Source organism: Paenibacillus sp. JNUCC32, assembly GCF_014863545.1.
GTDB classification, from domain to species: domain Bacteria; phylum Bacillota; class Bacilli; order Paenibacillales; family Paenibacillaceae; genus Paenibacillus_AQ; species Paenibacillus_AQ lautus_A.
The window spans coordinates 2190606-2215306 of sequence record NZ_CP062260.1 but is presented as its reverse complement, the minus strand read 5'-3'; the positions used below and the strand labels follow the sequence as shown (position 1 = coordinate 2215306).

Here is a 24701-nt window from a genome sequence, read left to right as displayed (position 1 = left end):
CGATTCCATCCATCAGACTTCTTATTTGCCCTGTCTTCTCTCCACATCCTTGGCATTAATCATACCCCCTAACCAGTTTCTCCTGCGCGGCAGCCACTTTGCAGGGCCATTCCAACTGGTCGTCCGTAGGCTTCCGGGCTCCGGGCGATGGGATCACTGGGAGAATCGCCGCTGATCCGAAACATTTCATGCACTTCCTCCAACTTATTTGGGGTGGCTTAAACTGATTGTTCCCAGCAGCTCTGTGATAATGTGCGACAACGATATCAAAAAACACGTATAATACAAAATCATGGTTAGAATAACAAGCTGATTAGATATTTATCATATCGGTAATCGGACCAAGTTCATGTCCATTACGGTAATAGGTACAAGTTCTTGTCCTCGACTCGGGACAAGAACTTGTACCTATAAAACAAAAAAGTCGCTAAATAAGCGACTTTCTTTGGGACCTTGTTCTTGTCTCTCGACAGAACTTGATAACATTCTCCCACCCATACAATACTTGAGAGAGATCTCGAATGGTAACAATTAACCCCCGTCTGGCATTTCATGTTGAACGTCCTCTTTTGTCGGTGGAAACAATGAAGCTTTAGGCGGAGTTTCAATACTTTCGACAGCGTTTTACGTTCAGGAGTCATAACGATCGAGTTTCCAAATAACCTAGGTACCTTTAATGCGATTCCGTCTATCCCGCTTAGGATTCTCCGAATCGCTTAGCGGCTCGTTCCCGGGCCCGAGCGATCTCGACCTCTCGATTGCGGGGTTCGGCTTGAGTCACCAGAGAATCCAGCAGCTGCCGTGCAACGGCGGTAAACTCTTGCACCGCTTGGTTAAACGCCGCTTCGTTCGCTTTGGAAGGACGGTTAAACCCCGAGAGCTTCCTTGCGAATTGCAGCGCTGCAGCCTGAATTTCTTCATCCGTCGCAGGCGGGTCGAAATTGAATAAGGTCTTGATATTTCGGCACATGGCATTTTAAACCCCTTTCTTGAAATGAACGCACTTTGTTGTATCTAGCATAACATAGTTTGTTCATTCAAGTAGTTCTTCAACTTCTCATCCCTCCGTTTACGAAGTTCTATTCTGTATCGTCGAAAAAGCACACCCCGGGCGCGTTACCGCGCTAATCGGAATGTGCTTAAATCAATTGTTCCCGCTTCTACTGCTGCTGCCCCTCGATTAATTGAAGAACGCGATACAAGAACATCGCCGCTTCAGCCCTGCTGGTCGTACTCTTCGGCTTCATGTAGCCGTTAGAGCCAGTAACCAGCCCATACTCGAACATCGTTGCCACGCTGTCCGCAGCATATGGCGCAATCTGGCTCGCATCACGGAAGCCCTCAAGCGTTGAACCGGATGCGGATGGCTTTATTGCCCCCGTCGTTTGCAGCGCTCGGGTCAGCATAACCATAGCATCCTGGCGGCTGATTGAATCACGAGGAGCGAAGTTAACTTCGTTCACTCCCGAAGCGATTCCCAATTGCTTGGCGATGGAGACCGCATCATAGTAATAATCATTCGGTTTCACATCGGCGAACGTCGAGGCGATTTCGGCACGCAGGTCAAGCATGTTCACCAGCATCAAAATAAAATCAGCTCGCGTTACCTGATTTGCGGGGCTGAACGTGCCCTTTTCGATCGAGGTGCCTTTGACGATGCCTCTTTCCGCCAGCTTCTCGATCGCCTCGCGCGCCCATTCATGCTTGCCAAGGTCGCTAAATGCAGCCGGATTCTTGCCGCCGATAGCATAGACGCCGACATGGTCGATGGAGAATCGCAGCATATTCTTGTCTTTGTCATAAGACGCGCCATTAATTGCCGCCGCGCTGTCGCCCATCAGCTCGAAAGCTTGCAGATCAACAGCTTGCTCTCCTGCTTGAAGCGAATACGGAATGGCAATCGAAATCGATGCCTTCGTATTTTTCCAAGACAGAGCTTCACCGTCCAGTTGCAATGCAATTTCTACGATTGGCCTGTTGCCGATCCGCCCGGCCGCTTCGTTACTGCGATACTCGCCCGCATAATCGCTTACGATTACGAGCAGCTTTACAGCATTCTCCTTGACTCCTGCCAGCATGTCACCAGTCAAAACAAGCTGAGCGTACGGCGTGGAGATATGCAGAATCAGATTAGGCTGGTTCGTCAAATTAGCCGCCGGAAGCTCCAAAGCATAGCTCCCAGCCGCGTTCGACGACTTCAATTCAACATGAACATGTTTATTGCCTTTGCTGTCGGCCACTGCCCTCTGAATGGCGGCATTCAGATCCGACGCCCCGACCGCAGCGGCAGCCTGCTGGCCGTTCATCGTTGGGACAAGCACGGCTTTGACTGAACCGTCCGCTTGCAAGGTATACGGATTCTGCGCCTGACCGCCTCCGCCGCTGCCTCCACTGCTGCCACCACCATTGCTTCCACCGCCGCCTCCATTGCCTCCACCACTCGTAGGCGTCTTGCGGTATTCGAAGGTTACCAGCTCGGGAATCGTCATGTCATCCGTTTCAAGCTCGACCGTATACTTCCCTTGCTCTTCTCCGGTCAACGTAAAGGCGATGCGGAAGCTTCCGTCATCCTCAGTGCCCGTCTGACCGGTATATTGAATGTTGCCTTTTGGGTCAAGCACTTTCACATACAAATGTTCTTTCTTGCCGTTCATGACCAGACCGTCAATCGTGACTTTCTTCGTGGAAGCGTCCACAGCGGCTTGTATGCCGTCCAACGTCTTTAGTTCTTGCTGCGGAGCAAGATCGTACACGCCGAATTCATAAAAGGAATAACCGTAAAACGTTGCCCGATTCAATCCCTCGAACTTGATGTATCTTGCCGTCGTTGCCGGGAAAACCAGGGTGTTCTTGCCGTCGGCAGCTTTAACCACGCCATTGTTGCCGACTTTCAAGGGCTCCCACGTTTGCTTATCATCCGAGACGCTCAGACGGTATTGGTCCGCGCGCGCATATTCCCAATCGATGCGGATCGTGTCGAAGGTTTGCTGGCTGTCCAGATCAACCTGGAACCAAGACGTATCGCGAACTTCGCTTGCCCAACGCGTGGCCGGTGCGCCGTCGAGCGCCTTCGCAGGCTCCAGACCTGCGGCTTCCGTTGAGGATGCCTCTGCTTCTTTATCTTGTGCGATGCTGCCAGCCTCGTAATACACGCCTTCCTTCAGCGCCGTATAAGCGCCTTCCGTTACAAACTCAAGGCCTTTAGCTTCTTCCAGCTTCGCATTGAATGCCAGCAAATAGTCCCTGGCTTGCTCAGGGTTGCTCTCTTGCGTACGCTCCATCATGATCAAGGCGTTGCGCATAGCGCGTACCGTATCGGCATTGCTAAGCTGCTTGTTGTCCGCGTACTTATCAACAAGAGCCAATAGGCCATCAGCGCCCAAACGAGCTTCTATTACGAATTTAACCGTTTTGGATTTGGCAGCCGCCACCGTCAGCTCCAGCACATGTTTGCCCGGCTTACCCGTCAGATCTACAACAGTTCCTTCCGTATAAGGCTTGCCGTCATACTTGGCCGTAACTTTAACGATCCCGCTCCCGTCGTCTCCCGGAATGGTCCAGGTGAATGCGGCCTGTGTCGTATCAGGCACGATCGTATGCTCCGAGATCGGCTGCCCGTTCATGAGCGCTACAACATCAGGCGGAGCAGCGTCTTGCTTCTGATAAGTGCCTTTAGAGAATTGGTATAGCCAATCGTAAAGCACTCGGGTAGCAGGGTCTGTGCTTTTCGCCGCGTTGTATACAGCGTTGTTGCCTTGATAGTAAGCTTTATATCCATGCTGCATCAGACCGGTATCCACGCCGCTGTTCAAGTACTCGATGAACCGCTCGCGGAAGACGGCGTCGTTAATCATCCGGTCGTCGAATTCCAGCTCCAGCGACATGCCGTACCGCTTCGCCATATCCGCTGTATCCTCCAGACGCGAAGGGTCCAGTTTCTCGAAGAAATAGTTCGGCTGCAGAGATACGGCATCAATGCCGACATCCTTCCACATGAATGCCTTATAGGCCATAAAATGAGGAATCCAGAACAGCTTCAGGCCTGCGTTATGAACGATGTCGCTCGCTCTCTTGACCATCTCCGGCCCGGTCGCATGCGTGCTGATTTGTTCCTCCAGCCAATACATGCCGACGAGCTCCAGGTTCGAGTAACCCGCAGCCGTCCATCTGGCTTGCACTTCATCGACCCACCACTGAATCGCTTTGGCCCTGTTATCCAGCGATGCGGCATCGCCGACCGCTCCTACATCGAAGTTCAGATCCTCGCCGTCAATGCTGCCGAAGTCGGACTGATACTCGCCCGGTTCTGGAATCATCAGAACAACCTTCGTCTTATGGTCGGGCTCGCCAAGCTTCACGCCTGCCTCGACCGTCGCCTCGTTCAACGCGCTCATATCGCCGCCAGCGTTAAACGTTTTATCCAAATACCATTCCCATTCCTGTTTTCTGGCTTTTCCGGCCGCTTCTGCCGCTCCGAAGCCTCTGCCGTTATCCGATGTCAAGCCCAGATACAGCACGCCGTCGAACAGCCAATCGACAGGCTCTCCCTGCTCGTTCACATAACTGATATTAGGGATAGCCCGTTCCTTCGTCCAATTTCCTGTGCCGTCCGCGTAGTGTCCGTTATACAGCAAGCCCAGGTTTTGAATCCCGCCAGTAGCATCTCCAGGCTGCAGGAGGGCGTACGGCTCAGGCTGTACCGGCTGCGCTCCGGCGATCAAGCCATCCGCACCGGTAATCGTCACCTCGTCGATCATGCTCCATGCCCTCGGATGCATGGAGAACACCACTTTCACATACCGAGCGTATACGAGTCCTTCGGTATAATCGCCACGCTTGACTGCTCCAGTTTCAGGGCTGCCGTCCCATGCAAATGTCTCGATGTTGGTCTGGTCGCCCCATAACAACTGAGTTGCATTATGAGACAATACGCCCCAGCTCGCCCCATCGTCCGACGCGTAGAACGAAACGGTGAGCGGCACAAGCGTTTCGTTGTTCGGCCAATCGTGCAGGAAACGCGCGCTCACCTCCTGAACCGTCTTTTGCTCGCCTAGATCAAATACAACCGAACGGGATTTCTTGTTGCGGTGGCCCACCCAGTTGCCGCTGTCACGCGAGGGGTCGGCGGCATTGCCGTCCGTCAGCTTCGTCCCGTCATCCGGGAAAGCACCCTCCGGCTGTTCCGACCATGTGTACGGTTTCCCTTGGGCCAGATTATAAAAGCCGGCGCTTTCTATGCCCGCCTCCTCCGCATACACGGAGGAGATTAATGATAACAGCATGACCGGGACAAGCAGCAAAGCAGTCAAACTTCGTCTAGTTTTCACCTAATCTCACGCTCTCTTTCTATGCATAATTAGTTCTGCTCCTGTTCCTTCAACTCCCCAAGCGCATCAAGCATATTTAGAATAACGGTTACTGCTTCAGCTCTCGTCGCCGAGGCGGCCGGTGCGAAACGGTTGTCCCCGCGACCGTTCATCACTCCCGCCTCCTGGGCTGCTGCCACGTACGGCTTCGCCCAAGCCGGGATTTGATCCGCGTCCGCGTAAGAGAGCTCATGCCCTTCCGAAGTCTTCAGACCCAAGCCGCGAACAATCATTGCTGCCAGTTCTGCTCGACGAATCGAAACCTTTGGTCGGAATGTCCCGTCCGCATAGCCGCTGATCAGGCCGGATTCCAAGGCCTGTGCAATATAAGGCTTCGCCACGGTTTGAATCGAACCTGCGTCCGCGAAGTCCAGCGAACTGTTCGCACCCTGCAGCTTCAACGCTTTGACCAGCATGACGACGAATTCGTCTCTGCTGACCGTCTTATTCGGCTTGAACGTCTTGTCGGTGTAGCCCGTTACGAATCCAAGCTCAACCGCCCGTTTGATGGACGCTTCTGCCCAATGGCTCGCAATATCGTTCAGCCGAAGCGTTGTCGATCCGCCGGACTCCCCGCCATTGCCATTGCCATTGCCGTTCTCATTGCCATTGCCTGGATCTTCACCTCCCGGATTCGAACCGCCGTTTTGACCTTCTTCCGGATCAGGAGTTACTGGAGTCGGAACCCATCCTCCGCCCCCGGAGCCAGGCAGCGCTTTGATTTTGATCTTGAACGTTTTTTCCGCGGATGCAGCTCCCTTGCTGATCGTCGCGGTCAGCACGACCTCCATGTCGCCCGACCCGCTTGACGGACGTTTCAACAACTGTCCATTCGCATTCAGGTAGTCTGGTTTTGAGCTGTTCCAGACGATGCGCGTACCGAGCTGCCCTTTCTGCGGCAGGTAAAGGTTGGATGCGATACTTCCGTTCACATTAAGCTCGATCAGGTCCATTACGTCTTCGATCGTGAGACGATCGCGAGCAACGCTCAGCTCGGCATACGCCTGCTCGGCCTCAGGACGAGACAGTTGGGCGGATTGAATAGCCGCAGTCGCTTGCCCAATCGCTTGCTGAAGCTGTGCCCAGCCCTCAGGAGAGTAATCGTCCTCCACAAGCTTGTCGGCCTCGATAGCCGTCAACAGGTCGATAATCGGCCGTAGATTGCCGAGTTTATATTCCTCGCCGTACACTTCAAATTCCTCAAAGGAATAGCCGAACATAGTAGCTCTGGACACCCCTTCGAACTTCACGTATCTGGCTTGCGTGCTCTGGAAGGTAGTCACGACACGTCCCGGCTTTCCGTTAATCTCCCCGTTGTTGTCTTTCACAACGTTCGTCCAGTTCTCCTTGTCCTCGGACACGAGAATGCGGTACTTCGAACCATATGCCGTTTGCCACAAAATAGATACAGCATCAATGTTCTTCACTTCACCTAGATCCACCATGAACCAGGTATCGTCCACCCAATCGCTGGACCATCTGGTATCCCCTCTGCCGTCCACCGCTTTATCCGCCGTGTAGGACGAGGATTCCGGCTGCGAGGATTCAGCTTGCTTATGCAAAGCCAGATTTCCATGCAGGTCCAAGTAGGTGTTCCTTACGATGAGCTCGTCAATCAAGCCTTTAAACGCATTCGTCTCGCTGCCGATTTTGGCTACCGGCAGAACGAATGTTTCCAGCTTGGAGCCGTCTTTGAGAGTAGCCGTATATTCACTGCCGTTAATGAAGATGGAGGTCCCCGTGTCGTCGCCGATCATACTGACATGGGTCCAGCGATCGGTCGGCAGCTTATAATTGAATTCGCTGACGTAATTTTCTTTTGTGATGGCGATTTTGCCGCTGCCCCCAATGTTGTATTTCAGCTGTCCGTCCGGAGATTCCAGCAGCACAACTCCTTGCGGGTTGTCAGTGTCCGGTTTGATCCACATGGACATCGTCCAGCCGAAACCAAGCGTGCGAAGCGGCGTTTCCACGTAGCTGGCCCCGCCGTTTAGCCTCACGGCTTGACCGAAGATTCCCTTCTCTGTGCCTGCATTCACCGCGTTGCCGTCAAAGCCGTTCCCCGAACGGTCCGCGAAGCCTTCGTCGAAGGTATAATCCAGCACGAGATGCCGCTCATTGTCGATTTGAAGCTTGTGTGACTGATGAACACCCGGCGGGTCCACGTACTTTGCGGCATCCGCCTGGAAGCTTGCGAAGTTCCGATCGATTCGGTTGCCTCTCCACAGCTTTTCCGCCAGCACTTGCATGGAAGGCAAGATCCGCTGATGCGAGTCCGCCATGGATACGCCTTTCTCTACGGACACATCGTTCCAGAGCGCGAACATGCCGCCTTTGACCTGCGGATGCGCATAAGGAAGCTTCGTCTCCAGCCAATCGTTGGGCTCCCACTCGTTGTAAATAAAATCGTAATTCAAATAACTGCGGTACAGCTGCGGAACGATGTAGAGCAAATTCGTATTGGTATTGATAATATCGTAGCCGAGCTCCACGGCCTGCTGAGCGCTTCCGTACGGTTCATACCAGATGTCCATCGTCGCATTGTTGCTGACCGGCGTCGTGCCGTCGTATGCGGACAGACTGCCCCATAGACGGGCGCGTTTGCCTTTGCTGTTAATGTGGTTAAGGAGCATATCCGCGTACCTGCGGAACGCCTCCTTGTCGTCGCCGAAATATTCATCCGTGCCGACGTGCACATCCGGGCCGACGAAGGTCGGATTGCTGCCGTCGAGATACTCGTCAAACAGCGCTTTAATGAAGTCGAGCGTCTCTGGACGATGGATATCCAGTTGATTGTTGCTGCCCAATCGAGAATCGTAGGCGATGAACGCGCCGGAGTGGCCCGGCGTATCAATTTCCGGCACGACGTTTACGCCGTATTCCATCCCAAGCAGCTGCAGGTCTCTGAATTGCTGCTTCGTATAATAGCCGTCCTTGCTCGTCACTCCCGGAAATTTCTCGCTCTCCAGACGGAAGTAACCGACATCGTCGACATCATCGTTCAGGTGAATCTGGAACCGGTTCATCTTATAGTAGGACATCAGCTTGACATAGTCCTGCAAAAACTCGATCGTATAAAACTTGCGGCCCACATCGAGCATAAAGCCCCGATCTGGGTATTTCGGATAATCGCGCGATTGCCCCTTAGGCATCGCTTTATGATCGGCAGCGTGGCCGAGCAGCTGCAAGATCGTTCTCGTGCCGAACATGACACCCGTCTGCTCGGACGCAGCAACAGAAGCATATTCGCCGATATTCAGCTCATATCCCTCTTTCCCCAATCCCGTATGGGCGGCATCCAGCATCAAATAGATATCTCCCTCTTGAGGAGAACCAACCTCAACGGTCAGTGACAACTTCGATAAATCCAATAAGTCCTGCTGCAAAATGTCAGCCGTCCCCCGCAGAGCCGCCTCATCATCTGCGCGAATGACGATTTTGGATTTGTCCGACAAGCGGAACTCGCCGGTTGCGCCCAGCCACTCACGCAAAGAAGGAATGACGCGCGGCTCCGGGTTCCGATCGCTCGTCTGCTCGTAGAGACCGGGTACGGTGACTAGCGCATTATCCGTTAAAAGATAAGTCGGATCGCTGTCGCTCTGGATTTGCAGCAGCAGCTGAACCTGAGTATCGACAAGCGGCGCATGAATATTGCCCTGCACGTCGATCACCGGCAAGCTGTCCGTGTTCACCAGCGTCAGCGTATAACCTTCCGGTACAGCGGGCAGATTCAGCAGGGTATCCCCTTCCGAGACGACGATGCTGTTTTTCACCGCGTCCATAATTGGCTGCAGTTGAGGTCTGCCTTTGTATACCTCGAATTCCCAGAAGGAGTATCCGTAATAAACGCCTTCAATAGGACGTCGCGTCTCCCCTTGAAACTTGACGTATTGCGCCACAGTCGGCTCGAAATCGATCGTATCTTCACCCGGCCCGGACGCGACGAGCACGCGGTTGTCCGCGAATACGTTCCGCCAGGATACCGCATCGTCGGATACGAGAATCTGATATTGCTCCGCCGGAGTCTGCCAGTTGATGATTACTCTTCCGATTTCTACAGGCACACCCAGATCAACGTAAAACCACTGATCGTCCGTTCTTTCCGAAGACCAGCGGCTTGCATGTTCGGTGCCCCCATCGACCGCTTTCTCAGGTCCGAGAAAATCCACTTCGTTCGACGACGAATAAGCCGTCTTCCCTAGAGCCATATTCCCTGTTGCGGCATTGGACCTCTCCGAAAGGGTGGTCACCATTATGAAAGCGGTAACAAATATAACTAAAAAAATAACCCTCTGCCGTAAACCCACGAATATCCCTCCCTTTGTCATTTGCACGAATTACCACAAGCAACCCGCATGACCTTCCATGCTATTTGCTGCGGCAACTTCATTATAAGTAGAGGGCAATGAAGCATCGATATACATGTGTTTACATTCCATATACAAATGTGGACATTTGGCCTTCTACGGTTAATCAAGGCTATGGGTGCCAGCATTTGGCTTTTCTTCATGTTATCGAATATCGAATCCTTCTATAGGTTCGGTCAGTTTGAAATATTCCTTTATATAATTCGGGTTATCAGAAGCATTTTGATGGTTGGGACTAAGTTCGTCCCCAATAGTTATCCAGCAGCCGTCGGACGACATAATAAGTCGGATTAGAATGGTGTCTCATGGCATATAGACGGCTGATATGCACTTCAATTTCTCCAAAATCAATTAACGGATTGTAATGTCAGATGCGACAACTCTTCTGAAAAGGATTCGTGTTCCTCTTCAACTTTTACGATCCTCCAATAATGTCTTGCAGCGACCAAAATGGTTTCATCCGCAACATTTTCTTTATGCATCGCTACGCCTGCGAAATAGCGCGGTCTGCTTAACGCAACATAAGCCAGTTTTAATGTATCTTTCACAAGCGATTCTTCAATCAATCCAGATTGGTGAGTGATCCTGCCCGTTACCTTAATGAAATTGAATGGAAATATAGTTAGACGCTTATCTAATTGTAATCGGCTCATGTTCTTATCCTTTACGGAAATCGGTACAAGTTCTTGTCTTCGAATTGGGACAATAACTTGTACCGATAAAACAAAAAAGCCGCTAAATTAGCGACTCTCAAATGGGCTATGTTCTTGTCCTCGGACATATGGTAAACCTTTTTCCCCCATATGCCCCGCCGGGAAATTTGCACTAACGGTACCTTGTTCCGAACCACTCCCGCTACAGCCTCCGGGCTCCAGCAAGGGACGTAATTGCAATGCGTTACGGGAAGAGTCTAGGTACAGGGTCTGACGCGCTATGCGTACTAGCGAGCGATTCAAGTCGGGGTTACTATAAATTTTACTGGGTTATTGATCGATACTGCTTCTTGGATTTGCTCTTTGTTCAGCTTACTCACTGTTATAGCTCCTATCTTCTATAACCATATTAAATAGTGTCAACGGAATCTCCGAAAAAAAGACTGAATGTCAGGGATTAGAAGATCCGGTGCATCCATTGCGGCAAAGTGGGTTCCGCGCTCAAATTCTGACCATTGCACAATATTCGTGTTGTCACGTTCAGCAAAGCGTCTTATAGATTTGAAATCATCTCCGAACACGGCCACTGCTGTCGGTGTCGTATTCGGTCCCTGCGGCTCCTGACTGTGGCTGTGCGCGTTCTCATAATACAAGCGAGAAGATGATTCCGCCGTATTGGTCAACCAATATAAGGTGACGTTCGTCAGAAATGCGTCCCGGTCGATAAAATCCACATGGTCACCAAAGCCACAAAATAAATCGGCAATCCAAGCAAGCTGACCTGACGGCGAGTCTGTTAGCCCATAGGAGAGTGTTTGCGGGCGTGTGGATTGAATCGAATTAAAGCCTGCCCGTTCATGGAAATTGGCAAGGAATTGAAGTTTTCGCTGATCTTCTTCCGTTAAGTCAGCCATCTCTGCCGGATCTCCGGAAGGGAACGAAAACAGCTGCAGTACATGAATGCCGCGGAGACCCTCCGGCTTCAGAATGCCGAGTTCTCTGGATACAAGTGCACCGCAATCGCTGCCGTGGGTACCGTATTCCTTATATCCCAAACGCTTCATTAAGACATCCCATGCTTTTGAAATACGAGCGATATCCCATCCCGATTCAAGAATTGGCCCTGAAAACCCAAATCCAGGAACGGAAGGAATGACTAGGTGAAACGCTTGAGCCGGATCACCACCGTGATTGCGCGGATCGCTGAGCGGACCGATGAGTTCCAAGAACTCGACAATCGAGCTAGGCCATGCATGGGTAAGCAGTAGTGGAAATGCGTCTGGTTCTGGCGAACGAACATGTAAAAAATGAATGTTGGCACCATTGATATTCGTAGTGAATTGAGGATACTCATTCAGGCGAGCTTCGAATTTACGCCAATCGTATTCTTTCTCCCAATAGAGTGCTAATTCTTTCACATAATCCAGCGATACCCCATATTTCCAGCCCGCTTCACCTAACTTTTCCGGCCAACGAGTCCGAGATAAACGATACCGAAGGTCCTCTAGATCGTCTTGCGCTACGGAGATACGGAACGGCTGAATTTCTGTGCTTTCCTCGGAAATAATAGGTCTTGTATTTGTCATGTGAACTTCCTCCTTTAAATGTTTGTTTTGCTGATATACTCATAATAATCCATGAACTCTGACTACATTATGTCAGGGTTCATGGGTTAATAACCCTTATACAAAGCGAATTCATTTCAATTACATCTGCTCCTCATGCTAACGCGTTAAACTATGGGGCACCTATGGGCATTAAATCATATACACCACATATTGGAAAAAACCTGTCCGTTAGTTGAGAAAAAGCAGCCGACCCAAAAGCCGACTGCCTCTTTATGTCTTCAATGAGCTAACGTTTCCCGTTATTCAGCGCTATCCATTTATTTGAATACTATAGAAAATCGTGGATCAACGAAAATCCATTGATGATCCGCATCTGACTATCTTTCAGAACATCGCGAGTCCAATTATCCGGCTGACGCAAATCCCAGCTCCGGTACATACCAACGAAGCAAATAATAGAGTTGAAAGGCAATACCCTCTGCATACCAACTGTATTGGCATTCGTCAAAGCGTGTGATTTCACCTGTTTCGTCGACCATAAAATTGCCTACATTGATATCCCCGTGAATTAGACCGAAATTATCCGGAGTAACAGGCAGACTAGCAAAACGCTCTTTAAGTTTAACAAGGACACGAAGGATTGGTGCATGCTCGGGCAGTAAATACCTCCGGGCGCGTAAAAGGTAATCGTTACGCTCCCACAAGTGTCTTCTGGTCAAAGGATCATAACGTTTGGCCAGATCATGAAGATGGCCGGTCATGCGTCCGCACTGCTCATAGAGCTGGGATTATTTAGACATTCCGGATATCCGATTTTACTTCCGGGAGCGTGTCTGAAGGAGGTCGCGTAGAAACCGATTATCTTTCCAGAGACACGTTCAACGTCTATCCCTAGAGCCGAAGGGATCGGTTTTAAGACTGACATTCCATTCTCCGCCAGATAACGGACCATTTTATTTTGACAAGAAGTTGATAAGCCGGATAATCAGCGGCTTCTAATGTCACTATGTTTTTGTCGCCCGACATCGTTCTTTTCTTTGTATTAGATATGTGTTAAATCGGTAATCGGACATAACAGCAAATGTCTCATATCAGTTAGGTTTTCTACACTAAAGTACGTTTATACTTAACTAACCTGCCCGTCAGCTGGATAAAGCCAGCCGGTCAAAGTAATCGGCTGGCTTCTTGTTCATTATTGAACTATCGTTGGTCGGCCGGCGACCGCTCTACCCCATGCACAACCGGAAGGAGTCCAGCCTCAAGGCGTACCGAGCCACGGTGCTCAGCTCTGTTTACTGGCCGGTTCGGCCGCGTCAGCCGACAGCCCGCCGCCGAACACCTCCTCGACGAGCCTCTGCGTCGCCTTCTGGAACGGCACTGCCAGGGACATTGCGACGTCGTCCACATAGTTCACGGAGGCAGTCAGGGTCTTGCGGCCGTCGGGCGTGCTGTACATCAGTGCCGCGTAGCCCGAAATGCCGCCGTTGTGGGTGATGATGGTACCGTCGCCGTTCGGGCCGGCGTCCTGCACGAACACCCCCAAGCCATAGCCTATTTTGGGATGCGGCTTGCACATCTCGGCCAGCAGCGGGGCCGGGAGGAGCTTGCCGCCCATCAGCGCGGAGATGAACGTGTGGAGATCCTGAGTGGTCGAGATCATGTCACCGCCGGTGGAGATCCAAGAGGGGTTCTGGCGGGTGACGTCGACCGTCTTCTGCTCACCGGCGTCCTCGTACCGGTAGTAGGCGTGGGCGTGCGGCCCGGGGATCTCAGGTTGGGTTTCTGGTACCACGGTACCCGACAGCCCAAGCGGTCCCAAAATCAGCCTCTGCATCTCCTCGGCGAGCGAGCTGCCGGTGACCTTCTCGATCAGCAGCCTGGCCAGCACGTAGTTGGTGTTGGAATAGCTCCAGTCCGTTCCCGGCTCGAATCGCATCGGCTTGGACAATGCCAGCCGTACCAGCTCCTCTGGCCGGTAGGTCTTGAACCGGTTGTCTACCCACTCTTGGCCTTGCCAAGGGATCCCCGGCACGACCGTCCCGTCTTCGTAGTACTCGCCGGTAAAGTTGAACACACCGCTGGTGTGTTGCAGCAGCATCCGCACCGTGATCCGCCGGTCCAGCCCGAACTCGGGCAGGTAGTCTACCACCGGGTCGTCCAGCCCGATCCTGCCCTCGGCAACCAATTGCAGCACCACGGTCGCGGTGAAGGTCTTGGTGTTGCTGCCGATCCGGAAGTGCCCGTTTGTAGGCGGCTTCGCCTCCTCGCCCAACCTGCTCACCCCGGCGCTGCCGACCCACTCGCCCTGCTCATCGTGCACGCGCAGCTGCACTCCGAGGAAACCGGAATCGACGATCTCCTGGATGGCCTTCTGCAGCTCCGGGCGATCCTCCCCGGCAGCGAATCTTTTTTCCTTCACAATTTCTGACGAACTAAAATTTTCTGTTGTTTTCTTTTCCATTTCGTTTCCCTCACTTTACTTTTTTATCAGTCCTATTGTTTTAAACTATAAATTCCCTGGCTTAGCGTTTTCCTTTATCCAAGAATCGGCTTGTGTTCTTTCACTATAGAAGGCTCCGAAACGTCACCTTTCAGCACTTGGTGCTGCTTGTTGGATTATTGCAGTCCTTTTGCTTGAATGGTCTTGGTTTGCATCGGATTCGCTCCCTTAAATGGCTGTGACTTTTGACAAATTGGCATCCATGCCTTTGAGAGCAGCAAATGTCTCGCGTACGTCGCTTCTCTTAAATGTACTGCCGGTTAAATCCGCGCCCGAAAAGTCGGAACCGGAGAGCGCGCTGCCCTTAAACAGTCCTTTAGGGCCGTTACGCCCGCCTAAGTCACTCTTCGCCAGGTTGCTTCCGCTAAAGTTGGTCACGACTTGTTGTTCCAGCGAGCGGGTCATTGTCAATTTCTGATTCATTACATTCATATCTTCTTATAGTAAGTTTCTAACAAGCACTTTGAATCCGGATCACCTATTCATACCAACCGATGGTATGTATAGGCTTAAAAATAAGCTGCCTCTCGGCAGTTTAGTTTTCTTTGCTGACTTCTCTAGCTGACATACGCAACAGTTCCTCGTACCGTTGTATCATTTGCTCATCGAACAGGTCAAGCCCCAGGCCTTTCAATATTTCATCGAAAAGCTTTACCTTGCGCAACACAACCTCGGGCGAAGCTGGAATGATCGCCGGGTTTAGCCAAATGTTGGTGAGTACCATCAGCACTTCGCTAAGCTCCCTAGGATAGTCGGTTCGAATCGATCCGTCTCGCATACCCTGTTCGATAATGGGCTGGATATAGACGGGTACGGCTTTATCGATGATGTTCTCGATCAGTGCCGCCAGCATCTTCGGATTGCGCAAGAGGTTCGGTGCCACCGATGCCAATTCGTCTTGGGCGGGATTGTCGAGAGAGACGAGGGAAATCTTGCGAAGCTTTTCCCGTCCGTTCAGCTCCTTGTCGTCCCGGACACTGGACAGCATATCATCAACACCTTGGAACAAATGATCGGTGACAGCCTGCAGGATCTCCTCCTTCGACTTGAAGTGATGGTAAATTGCCCCTTTTGTCAGCCCGCCCAACTCGTTGATGATATCCTGAATGGAAGTCTGCTCGTATCCTTTTTGCATGAACAGGTTAAGAGCCACGGTTAGGATTTGGTTGATTGTTTCTTCAGGATATTTATTCCTTGCCATTCGCCTCCTCCTTTCATACATTCGGTTGGTATGTAACAAATATATCCGCTCATCCTTTTATTGTCAACACCAAAAAACAAAATCATTTGTTATGGGTGTTCCTCGTTTTACTTTTCAAAAAAACTTATCAGATTTAAGCAAGAGGTTCCATCTGAAAAAGAAACGGTAGGACCTGCATCTAAAGTGCCTAAGTGCCAGACATACCACGTTCACGCGTTGAACCCCCGTGCAATTAATTAGTTTGTTCACCATGAACATTCAATATCATGATATACACTCAAAGATATTTCATATCTAAATTACGAGACAAAACATAATTCAAACCAAAAAAAATCCGCGTAAAACGCGGACTTAAATGGATATGTATGTTCTTTCCTCTTAAATGAATACTATGCAAGTGGCAATAAACTTTCCTATCTATTATTGAGCCCGCTATCGTCCTTAGTCGTGCGATTGTAGACGACGGTTTCTTTGGTGCCGTCCGCGTATTCCAGGTCAACTTCGTCGATACGGATTGAATCCAAAGCACCTTGATACGTGAAGAGCTCAAACACACCGAGTTCTAACCCCGGTATGACCGGACCGACATATTGAAGATTGAAAGAGTTCTTTCCGGAGTGCTCGTCATACGAAGGGTCCCCTACGGGATTAAATGTGCTGACCTTCACGGTATAGTAGTTGATCGTTTTGCCGGTCAAATTATCGACGAGCCACGTCAGCGTGATACCGTTCGCTGAATTGACACTATATCTGAACTCTCTTGGGTCGCTGAAACGATTCTCCGCTGTCACTCGGGTAGCTTCGGGTTCGTCGTTGGCCGTTTCGTTACCTCCTTGATTCTTAGCCGTGGAAATCGTTGCGCCTTTTTCGCCATCTCCGTTGGAAGGTTCGTTTTCGGCATCCACTGTTTGCCCAGCTTTAACTATAGTTGGTTCACTCCGACTATAACCCAAGTCTTCCGAGAAATACACACCGCAGCTGAACGCGATGATAATAGATATTAGAAAAGATAAAAAGATATTCAATTTTTTAGCCATGCTGATTTCCTCGCCTTTTCCGTTATTTGTTTTATAATAACAGATCTAGGTCCAATAGGACAGACAGAAAGTAGTAATATCGAACTATGATTATATAGTAAGTCCTAACTCGGAACTCCTTGTTCCTTCTTCTTACATGCATTCTTTATTATGAATTCCTGCGAATCGTAAATCTTCCTCTTCCATATCTCCATATTCAAATCTGAAGTTATCAAAATCCATATCGAGATCCTTTCACGATAAGCTGCCCGTTACTTCAATAAGAAAAGAGGAGCCACATCGCTGCAAGCTCCTCTGCTATCGTATCCCGTTAGTTTAAGGCGCCTCATCGACTTCAAACTTTCACCTTGGAGTGAGTCAACCGAGGTTTGATCGTTCCACTATTGAGCTGGGCATGATTTGGTTAGATATCACTACTGAAGATCGGGTTCCAGGCTCATATTAGGGATCTGTCTCAAATGATCGCTTACCTTGTCCACCTTCCATGCTCCATTAGCATAAATAATGTGCGCTTCCCGATCAAAAACATAATGCAGCTCGCCCGTTAATATATTTCCTGGAATGTAGGATTGAATAAGGATCGCGCTAGTATTGCTTGCATAGTTTACCGTTGCCGTATTCATATCAAAATTCATTTCTTTAAAGTGAAGTCCTTCCTGCTCTATGATTTGCTGAATTAGACGATCCGTAAAATAAGGTTTGAAGTAAGTGCGAACCTGTTTCACTTTCGATAGATCAGATGCCTCGTTCAATTTCTCCGATAACCGCGCAATACGAGTATCACTTAGTCGTTGGTTGGTAGGTACTTGATACTTCGGCTTCATCAACTTAACGACGACTTGCTTTCCATCAAGGATAACGGTAGCTTCTTTGGTTTTCTGATCCCACTTCACATCTGCTCCCATGGTTTGGCTAACGAACCTTAAAGGTACATAAGTTGTGTTTTGGATGAGCTCAACCGGAGCATCAAAATCAACGCGGTCCTGGTTTACTAAGGCCCTTTTGAATTGAACCGCAAGTGTGATTACAGTTTCGCCTTTGGTCAATTGAGCCGTTTTTTGAAATTGGTTCCATTTCACATCGATACCCATGTTCTGAGATACTGCCCGTATAGGGATCAACACTCGATTGTTCTTTAGAATACCATGCTCGATTACTTCATTGCCTGATGCTTGTGTTGGAATGACGTTCGCAAGAAAAAAAATCATGAACGTCGATATGCTAATCAATATCTTTTTCAAATGCGCTCCCCCTCAAATCAGCCCTATTTTCTTCCAGTCCTATTTATTTAGACGTCCTATTCCATGAAAAAGTTGCCCAAAATGAACGGAATACCTATTTCCGCTTCTCCCTTTCGAGATAGAGATTCCGTCTTGTGTTAGAGCAATGCCAAGTTTACGCAATGCTTCTTCCGGAGAATGGACAGCTTTGCTGCTTGCCGTCTCCCCGCATACCGCCGACAGAAGCAGATGGCTTCCCGGCTCAAGGTCTGCCTGCTGAGTCGGCAAAACTGTTCGGGGATAAAGTACATTTGTATTGGCATTCGGATATACCATCTCTACCCTCTCGTACCCTTTCAAGCCATAAATGGCGCTTCGGCCAAGCGCATGGTCGACCGACAATCCCAGGCTGCCTGTTCTCTCGATGTGTTGATCTTGTCCCGTGACGAACTTTTCATATTTGGCCGAGGTATGCGTATGTGCGTTGCTTGATAAATGTCCGCTGTTGAATGCAGCCACATGGCCCGTCTCCTTGTTCCGGCAAACCACTAAATGTGGCTCGGGCTGTACCGAGATGGCGGGGCCTGCCCGAAGGTCCTCCTCCACCGCGGTCCAGAACGGGAAATCTTCAGCAAGTGCCAGCACAAGAAAGGTTTTAAGCGCCCAATACGCGAACCCGGCGCATTATAATTTTCCGCCATCACCAGATTCGGATAGGCATAACCGAGGGTAAGCACGCCGGTCCTGTCAAAAAGGTATCTCACGCCTAACGAGCAGAGCGCGAGTAAAACACGTCCCCGTGCATATGCTGAATTCTGCCCCAGTGGGCGGGATTCATCGTGTCTGGTGAGCGGTTCTCCAGAATGGCCTGGTACAGTGCCGTCTTCTCTTCCAAATGGGCAACGTGCTGTTTGGCTTCTTCGAGCTTAGCGAGCGCAGCTTCTTTATGCTCCATCATGAGTCTGTAGCGTTGTGGAATGGTAGAATCCCCCTCGAGACATAAATCGATATACATTTTTATGACATCGATCGGCATCCCGGATTGCTTGAGGCATTTGATGCCATGCAGCCAGTTGATCGATTCTTCGTCGAATAATCGAATATTATTCTCATTGCGTTGTACGCTTGGCACTAGAGCTTTATCCGTATAAAAGCGCACGGCGTGCTCAGTGAGCCCCGTGATTTGAGCGGCTTCTTTGACCGTATACATGTGGAATCCCCCTTGAAAAAAAAGAATAAGAGCCTCTTGCCTTCGTGTAACACGAAGGCACTATGCTTATTGTAACGCAACTTTGTCGTAATCGGAATTCCCGCTTCAGTCCACGATGTTGGGGATACGCGCCGGTTGCTGTTATACATTTGATCAATAGGAGGAATCGCAATGCAAACTGTAACTTTGAACAACGGTGTGAAAATGCCAATCCTAGGCTTCGGTGTCTACCAGATTCCCGATGCTGATGAGTGCGAAAACGCGGTGTACGAAGCGCTGTCGGCCGGTTACCGCTTGATCGACACCGCCGCCGGTTATCTTAACGAGGAAGCGGTCGGACGCGCGATCAAGCGCAGCGGTGTACCGCGTGAGGAGCTGTTCATTACGACCAAGATTTGGGTTCAGGATGCCGGCTACGAGAGTGCCAAGCTTGCATTTGCAAAATCCCTGAAGAAGCTGCAGCTTGACTATCTCGATCTGTACCTGATTCACCAGCCATTTGGCGATTACTACGGCACTTGGCGTGCGATGGAAGAACTGTACCGTGACGGCAAAATCAAGGCCATCGGGGTCAGCAACTTCATGCCCGATCGTCTGATGGACCTCATTGTGCATAACGAAATTGTGCCCGCCGTCAACCAGATTGAAACGCACCCGTTCTACCAGCAGACAGAGAGCGCTGCTTTCGTAAAAGAGCAGGGCGTGCAACACCAGTCGTGGGCGCCGTTCGCTGAAGGACGAAACAATATGTTCGGCAACGAAGTGCTGACCTCGATCGCGGGAAAACACAACAAATCCGTCGCCCAGATCGTATTGCGATGGCTTGTTCAACGAGAAGTTGTTGTCATTCCAAAGTCAGTACGAAAAGAGCGAATCGTCGAAAATATCAACATTTTTGATTTTGAGTTGGGCGCGGACGATATGGAACACATTTCCACCCTTGATACTCGGGAGAGTCTATTCTTATCGTACCGCGATCCGGGAGTCGCCAAGATGATGGGCAACTGGAGAGTCGAACTGTAAACCTTGGTCCGGTTTCTCCATTTAGAAAGGACAGGCCGGAACTCCTGTCCTTTCGTGTTGTAAACTCGCTTGTCCTTTAAACTCATTCACTTATTGTCCTCGACTCGGGACAAGAACTTGTACCGATAAAACAAAAAAGCCGCTAAATTAGCAACTTTCAATGGGACCATGCTGTCCCCCGACAGGTAATAATTGAGTCGCATATGCGGCTCTTTTTTTCTGTCTATAAGCCATGCACTGCTAAGGGTTCGCTCTCGATCTATCGGTTTCCGATTAACGATATATCTACGAACTTCGTTCACACCTTTTCTTAGAGACGCACTCAATTTCCAACGTTTCCTGATTAAACGTTATGGTGTTATGAAAAATCTCGCTGTAACTAGTATTTATCCCAACCCTAGTTCCGTAGAAATCACATTATCGTCATATAAGGTTCTAATTACTTCCTCTCTATTGTTTATCAAAACCTTTAACCACTCATTGAAATTATCCATGATTCCATACAATCTGGGGTTGTGACTATCGAAATAAGCAACTTTGTATTCTTCATTCTTCATCTGGCTCGCAATGAAACACCATGCAATTCCATTATGATCTAGAGAAAACGGGATTAAATGGCCTATTTCCACTGAACCACCCTCTCTAATATTGATCATTTTATGAGTCTCAACGCTCGTCATTCTTTGTAAAGAAAGTCTCTGAATCGATAAGATTTGTTTGTTTCCATCTCCTACTGCGCTTACTTCTTGAATCATGTACAGAAATGCACCATTGCTAAACTGTGATACAAAATCACAATAGGATTTTGGTAGTTTGTAATTCAAATCATTTTCAGTTTTTTCTATATCTTCTTTCGATGCTACTTCATATGTTTCATGGATCTCTTTTTCTTTAACAAGGGATTTTAATGAGGTATTGTCCATACATTCTAGAACTCTCCTTATTGCACTTTTGACTTCGCACTATCATTCTATATACCTTCGTGAATCATTCCATATGTAGAGTATTCACGAAATTATTGAACTACCCTGCCCGTTAGCTTAAAAAAAGGAACAGCTGCCTACAGGCGAACTGCTCCATGCTATTTTAAATTAACGTGTCCCGTTAGTGTAAAACAACTTCATTTCCTTACCATTAGAGAATGACCTAGAAACCAGCTGTATAATTCCGGATTATCGTATGTTTCTGTCCAAGAGTTGTGATTCGACTCAGGATAAATTGTGAAAGAGACTTTTCCGCCGTTTTCGCGAAGTGCGTCTACCATTTTTTTTGATTCAGCAATGGGCACTATATCATCCTTCGCGCCATGGAATGCCCAGGTGGGTGTTCCTATTAGTTCATGTACCCGGTTGGGGTTACCTCCACCACATATTGGAGCGATAGCTGCGAACCTTCCTGGATATTCTGCTGCTAAGTGCCACGTCCCATAACCACCCATGCTTAGCCCCGTCAAGTATATCCGATCTGGATCTACGTTATAGTTTGCAATGATCTCATCTACTAATGCCATCAATCCGTCTTGTTCAGCATTCCAAAAAGAATCCTCCGGGCATTGAGGGGAGATCGTAATGAATGGAAAAGAAGGATCGCGTTCTGCTATCATAGGAATTCCATGTGCTTTAACCAACTCCAGATCATCTCCACGTTCACCTGCCCCATGAAGAAATAAGATTAAAGGCCACTTAATTGCGGATTCTTTTTCATGTTGATCTGGCAAATGTAAGAGGTATTTCATCCGCACTCTTTTAGTTATTTCTTTTTCAAATTTATTTGCGGTTTGACTCATCGTATCTCCCTCACTTTACTGATATCTCCCATATGGGGTAAAAATAGAATTCCCCATATTTCCTGGAATTCCTTCAGTTGCATTAAACTGCCCGTTAGTTGAACAAAAGAAGCCGATCTCGATAACGGCTGCCTTCTTGTCTTCTATTGAACTAACGTTTCCCGTTAGTGCAATGGAGTGTCATCTAAATATAATTCTGAATTGTATAGATTGTTTTCTAACGAAAAAAGGAGCAGCTGCCACCCGGTAACTGTTCGATGTTTAAATGAATAGACGAGAAACTAGTGAGTCAGCCTCGTGGTTATACCCTAATAAACGAAGATCATTGGCAATTCGGTCAATTAAAGTTTTATCACCAGAGCAAGTATGTTGAAGATGGCGAACGAGTGCTAACATTTCTATAGTTTCATTAGACACTGCTGGCATAAATTGTTTGGTACCAATTGAATCTAGAGTATTTACAGTTACTTGGAATGATCTTTCTATACGAAGATTGTTTATATAGGAAAAAGGCTGTTCTATAGGCAAAATGTTGAACCTATTCTTTACTTCATTTAACACCTTTCCTTTTTCGAACTTCCACCGATCATGATCAAACCATTCTGAATTACTTTCCCTACTTTGTTCTTCTTGGAGATGACTTAAGTATCGATCTTCATTTTGGAATTCGTTCCATGCTAACGATTCATTGTAAAAGTGAAGTGAAAAAAAATCATTTATATTCTTCGCAACTATACGAACACGTTCATGATCCATAGGAGACACTCTAATAACTAAAGCCTCTTCTAAATCTTTAACTACTCCAAAATCTGTTAGGAGCGCAAAGTGTACACCGTCTCCACCAGTGCTGGCAAATGGAATGCTGTCTACGGGAGTACAGAAGTAACCATCTTGACTATAATCTAATCCGAGGAAAAGTCCTGAAGGGTTTTCTAGATATGCAACCTCATGTGCAAAAGAACCTTCCCATTCCACAAGTTGTTGCAGCAATTTAGGTGCCTTGCAATTGGAGTTCATATTACACCTCACTATGTAATTGATAATTAACTATTTATCAGTAAAATCTTTGTAGTACTAATATTCAGGAAAAATATTTTATACATTCGCCAATTGGCCTATAATTTCCCTTTTACCAGACAGCAAAATTATTATTTTTAAACTAAACTGCCCGTTAGCTTAATGAAATTCCATGGAACCATCGTTAGAGACTTATCAAACCGGTAATCGGACTATGTTCTTGTCCCTCGACAGATGAACATATTAGCTTTCCATTTATATTCACAAGGTATGTATCTTTTAAAGTTGAAACCTTAAGTATCCTTTTTGAAAATCCGGTTTCCGAGTGTTTTGATAAACTTGATAACATAAATATTTAAAGCCGCATAATCAGCGGCTTCTAATGTTACTATGTTTTTGTCACCCGACAACACAGCCGGCCCCTATAAGCGGATGTGTTGAGTCAGCCCCTCCCCCTACTTTAGGTAAAATACGATGCTCTCAGATTAATGAATACTATTATAAATGCTTTTAAATTCATGAACAAAGTCAATCGGCAGCATAGGCTCATCAGAAGCGGCTATTTGTTGAAGCTCTTTTAACCTGTTCATTGATTCTTCATCCAAATTTGACACATCGTTTGCTTGATGAAAATAAATATACTGCAATACATAACGAAGTTTAATAGACTCTTGTAAATATTCTATTTCTTCTTCTTGGATTGTATTTTCCTTCAGATATCCTTTCATAAAATGGCGGAAAAACAATCTATAATATCCCGTTTTATTTTCAAATTCCTTATACGGAAAAAAAAGTGCATAACACAATGTAATCCCAATATCGTTTACGAAATACGTATAACCACAATCATCGAAATCGAACAAATAAATGTCTCCGTTATGCAGATGAAAATTACTTTGATGAAAATCAGTATGAGTCAAACCGTATGTATCTTTGGACTTCGGCAGAGAAGTAAGTTTTGTTAATCTTTCTTTTACAATTGATATCATTACATCATCAGGTCGCAGGTACTTCTCCGCCTTTAATTGAACTTCTTGGTCCCAGGCTTGTCGTTTAAACGCCGGATTACTCCATTCGTAACTCTTTGTGGCATGATGAATTTTCCCCATAAATTCGCCCCATTTTTCGTAAAGCGATTCATTCCAATCTTCATCCGACACTTCTTTTCCAAGAGCCATTTCGTATGAAATGGCTAGGAACGAACCAATTTCTGCAGCAATTTCTTCAACCATATTACCCCTGGTCGATGGAACAGCATTTGAAACTGTCAGTCCTTTATTCGACAAAAAATTTAAAAATTCAATTTCACCCCGTATATTATTTCTCGATCTTCTAATTGTATGTGAGATTTTTAATATGAAAAATGCGTTGTTTTTCTGGTATTCATAAACAAAGCTTTCATAACCGCCCAATGAACGAACAGTGTCTTTATTAATGTCATATCGCTTTATTGCTTCGGTAAGGATCTCTTCAGTGAATTGCTCTTCAATTTCACGTATCATTTTCTATACCTTCTTTCATTCAACACATTTTCGCTTCTTTCTCACTCTTCCCTCTATAACCGTTCATCCCGTCTAATTTGATACTGGCGTCTTCGCTAAACACGCAAATCTTCCTTTAATCGATTACCTTTATATTCCATACGAACATTGAATTATCCTGTCCGTTAACAAGAACTAGTACCGATAAAACAAAAAAGTCGCTAAAATAGCGACTTTCTATGGGATCATGTCTTGTCCCTCGACAGTTCTTG

Annotated in this window: 19 protein-coding genes and 1 pseudogene; 1 reads left to right on the top strand and 19 read right to left on the bottom strand. The window is 48.0% G+C overall.

The window, feature by feature from the left end; translation table 11 throughout:
- Positions 1-55: 55 nt before the first annotated feature.
- The 15 genes and pseudogenes from JNUCC32_RS31700 to JNUCC32_RS09920 all read right to left on the bottom strand — a co-directional run bounded on the left by JNUCC32_RS31700 (position 56) and on the right by JNUCC32_RS09920 (position 19122).
- Positions 56-190 carry a hypothetical protein gene (locus JNUCC32_RS31700; protein ID WP_267132968.1) on the bottom strand — a complete coding sequence of 45 codons (135 nt, stop codon included), beginning with the start codon at positions 188-190 and terminating at the stop codon, positions 56-58.
- 507 nt (positions 191-697) lie between these two features.
- On the bottom strand, positions 698-970 hold the full coding sequence (locus tag JNUCC32_RS09980; protein ID WP_192571867.1) for a DUF2277 domain-containing protein: 273 nt from the start codon (positions 968-970) through the stop codon (positions 698-700).
- Between the two features lie 190 nt (positions 971-1160).
- Positions 1161-5327 carry a DUF4855 domain-containing protein gene (locus JNUCC32_RS09975; protein WP_192571866.1) on the bottom strand — a complete coding sequence of 1389 codons (4167 nt, stop codon included), beginning with the start codon at positions 5325-5327 and terminating at the stop codon, positions 1161-1163.
- Between the two features lie 29 nt (positions 5328-5356).
- Positions 5357-9673 carry a discoidin domain-containing protein gene (locus tag JNUCC32_RS09970; RefSeq protein WP_192571865.1) on the bottom strand — a complete coding sequence of 1439 codons (4317 nt, stop codon included), beginning with the start codon at positions 9671-9673 and terminating at the stop codon, positions 5357-5359.
- 407 nt (positions 9674-10080) lie between these two features.
- A complete protein-coding gene (locus JNUCC32_RS09965) occupies positions 10081-10386 on the bottom strand; it encodes a hypothetical protein (RefSeq protein ID WP_192571864.1) in 306 nt (101 codons plus the stop codon).
- A 419-nt stretch (positions 10387-10805) separates the two neighbouring features.
- Positions 10806-11972 (bottom strand): epoxide hydrolase family protein, encoded by a 1167-nt coding sequence (locus JNUCC32_RS09960; RefSeq protein WP_192571863.1) that lies wholly within the window; start codon positions 11970-11972, stop codon positions 10806-10808.
- Between the two features lie 386 nt (positions 11973-12358).
- Complete coding sequence (locus JNUCC32_RS09955) at positions 12359-12715, bottom strand: phosphotransferase (protein WP_192571862.1); 357 nt, start codon at positions 12713-12715, stop codon at positions 12359-12361.
- A 521-nt stretch (positions 12716-13236) separates the two neighbouring features.
- Complete coding sequence (locus tag JNUCC32_RS09950) at positions 13237-14415, bottom strand: serine hydrolase domain-containing protein (RefSeq protein WP_192571861.1); 1179 nt, start codon at positions 14413-14415, stop codon at positions 13237-13239.
- A 225-nt stretch (positions 14416-14640) separates the two neighbouring features.
- Positions 14641-14859: pseudogene (locus tag JNUCC32_RS09945) on the bottom strand (pentapeptide repeat-containing protein); the annotation flags it as partial.
- A gap of 130 nt (positions 14860-14989) precedes the next feature.
- Positions 14990-15655 carry a TetR/AcrR family transcriptional regulator gene (locus tag JNUCC32_RS09940; protein WP_192571859.1) on the bottom strand — a complete coding sequence of 222 codons (666 nt, stop codon included), beginning with the start codon at positions 15653-15655 and terminating at the stop codon, positions 14990-14992.
- Between the two features lie 413 nt (positions 15656-16068).
- Positions 16069-16692: a hypothetical protein gene (locus JNUCC32_RS09935; protein ID WP_192571858.1), complete on the bottom strand. Its 624-nt coding sequence runs from the start codon at positions 16690-16692 to the stop codon at positions 16069-16071.
- A gap of 413 nt (positions 16693-17105) precedes the next feature.
- Positions 17106-17933, bottom strand: a complete 828-nt coding sequence (locus JNUCC32_RS09930) for a copper amine oxidase N-terminal domain-containing protein (protein ID WP_192571857.1) — start codon at positions 17931-17933, stop codon at positions 17106-17108.
- Between the two features lie 39 nt (positions 17934-17972).
- The gene (locus tag JNUCC32_RS31565) at positions 17973-18431 is read right to left on the bottom strand and encodes a hypothetical protein (protein WP_228468920.1); all 459 of its coding nucleotides are present in this window, start codon (positions 18429-18431) and stop codon (positions 17973-17975) included.
- 29 nt (positions 18432-18460) lie between these two features.
- Positions 18461-18613: a hypothetical protein gene (locus JNUCC32_RS31560; protein ID WP_267132979.1), complete on the bottom strand. Its 153-nt coding sequence runs from the start codon at positions 18611-18613 to the stop codon at positions 18461-18463.
- Positions 18614-18678: 65 nt separating this feature from the next.
- Positions 18679-19122 (bottom strand): MerR family transcriptional regulator, encoded by a 444-nt coding sequence (locus JNUCC32_RS09920; protein WP_192571856.1) that lies wholly within the window; start codon positions 19120-19122, stop codon positions 18679-18681.
- A gap of 171 nt (positions 19123-19293) precedes the next feature.
- Between JNUCC32_RS09920 and JNUCC32_RS09915 the strand changes: the two genes are divergently transcribed.
- A complete protein-coding gene (locus JNUCC32_RS09915; protein WP_096773775.1) occupies positions 19294-20145 on the top strand; it encodes an aldo/keto reductase in 852 nt (283 codons plus the stop codon).
- Between the two features lie 386 nt (positions 20146-20531).
- Here the strand turns inward: JNUCC32_RS09915 and JNUCC32_RS09910 are convergent, their stop codons facing one another.
- From JNUCC32_RS09910 to JNUCC32_RS09895, 4 genes are all read right to left on the bottom strand, one after another.
- The gene (locus tag JNUCC32_RS09910; RefSeq protein ID WP_192571855.1) at positions 20532-21068 is read right to left on the bottom strand and encodes an SMI1/KNR4 family protein; all 537 of its coding nucleotides are present in this window, start codon (positions 21066-21068) and stop codon (positions 20532-20534) included.
- A gap of 197 nt (positions 21069-21265) precedes the next feature.
- Positions 21266-21931, bottom strand: a complete 666-nt coding sequence (locus JNUCC32_RS09905; protein ID WP_192571854.1) for a carboxylesterase family protein — start codon at positions 21929-21931, stop codon at positions 21266-21268.
- 261 nt (positions 21932-22192) lie between these two features.
- Positions 22193-22948 carry a hypothetical protein gene (locus JNUCC32_RS09900; protein WP_192571853.1) on the bottom strand — a complete coding sequence of 252 codons (756 nt, stop codon included), beginning with the start codon at positions 22946-22948 and terminating at the stop codon, positions 22193-22195.
- 485 nt (positions 22949-23433) lie between these two features.
- Entirely contained in the window at positions 23434-24450 is a 1017-nt protein-coding gene (locus JNUCC32_RS09895) for a phosphotransferase enzyme family protein (protein WP_192571852.1), read from the bottom strand.
- Positions 24451-24701: the final 251 nt, after the last annotated feature.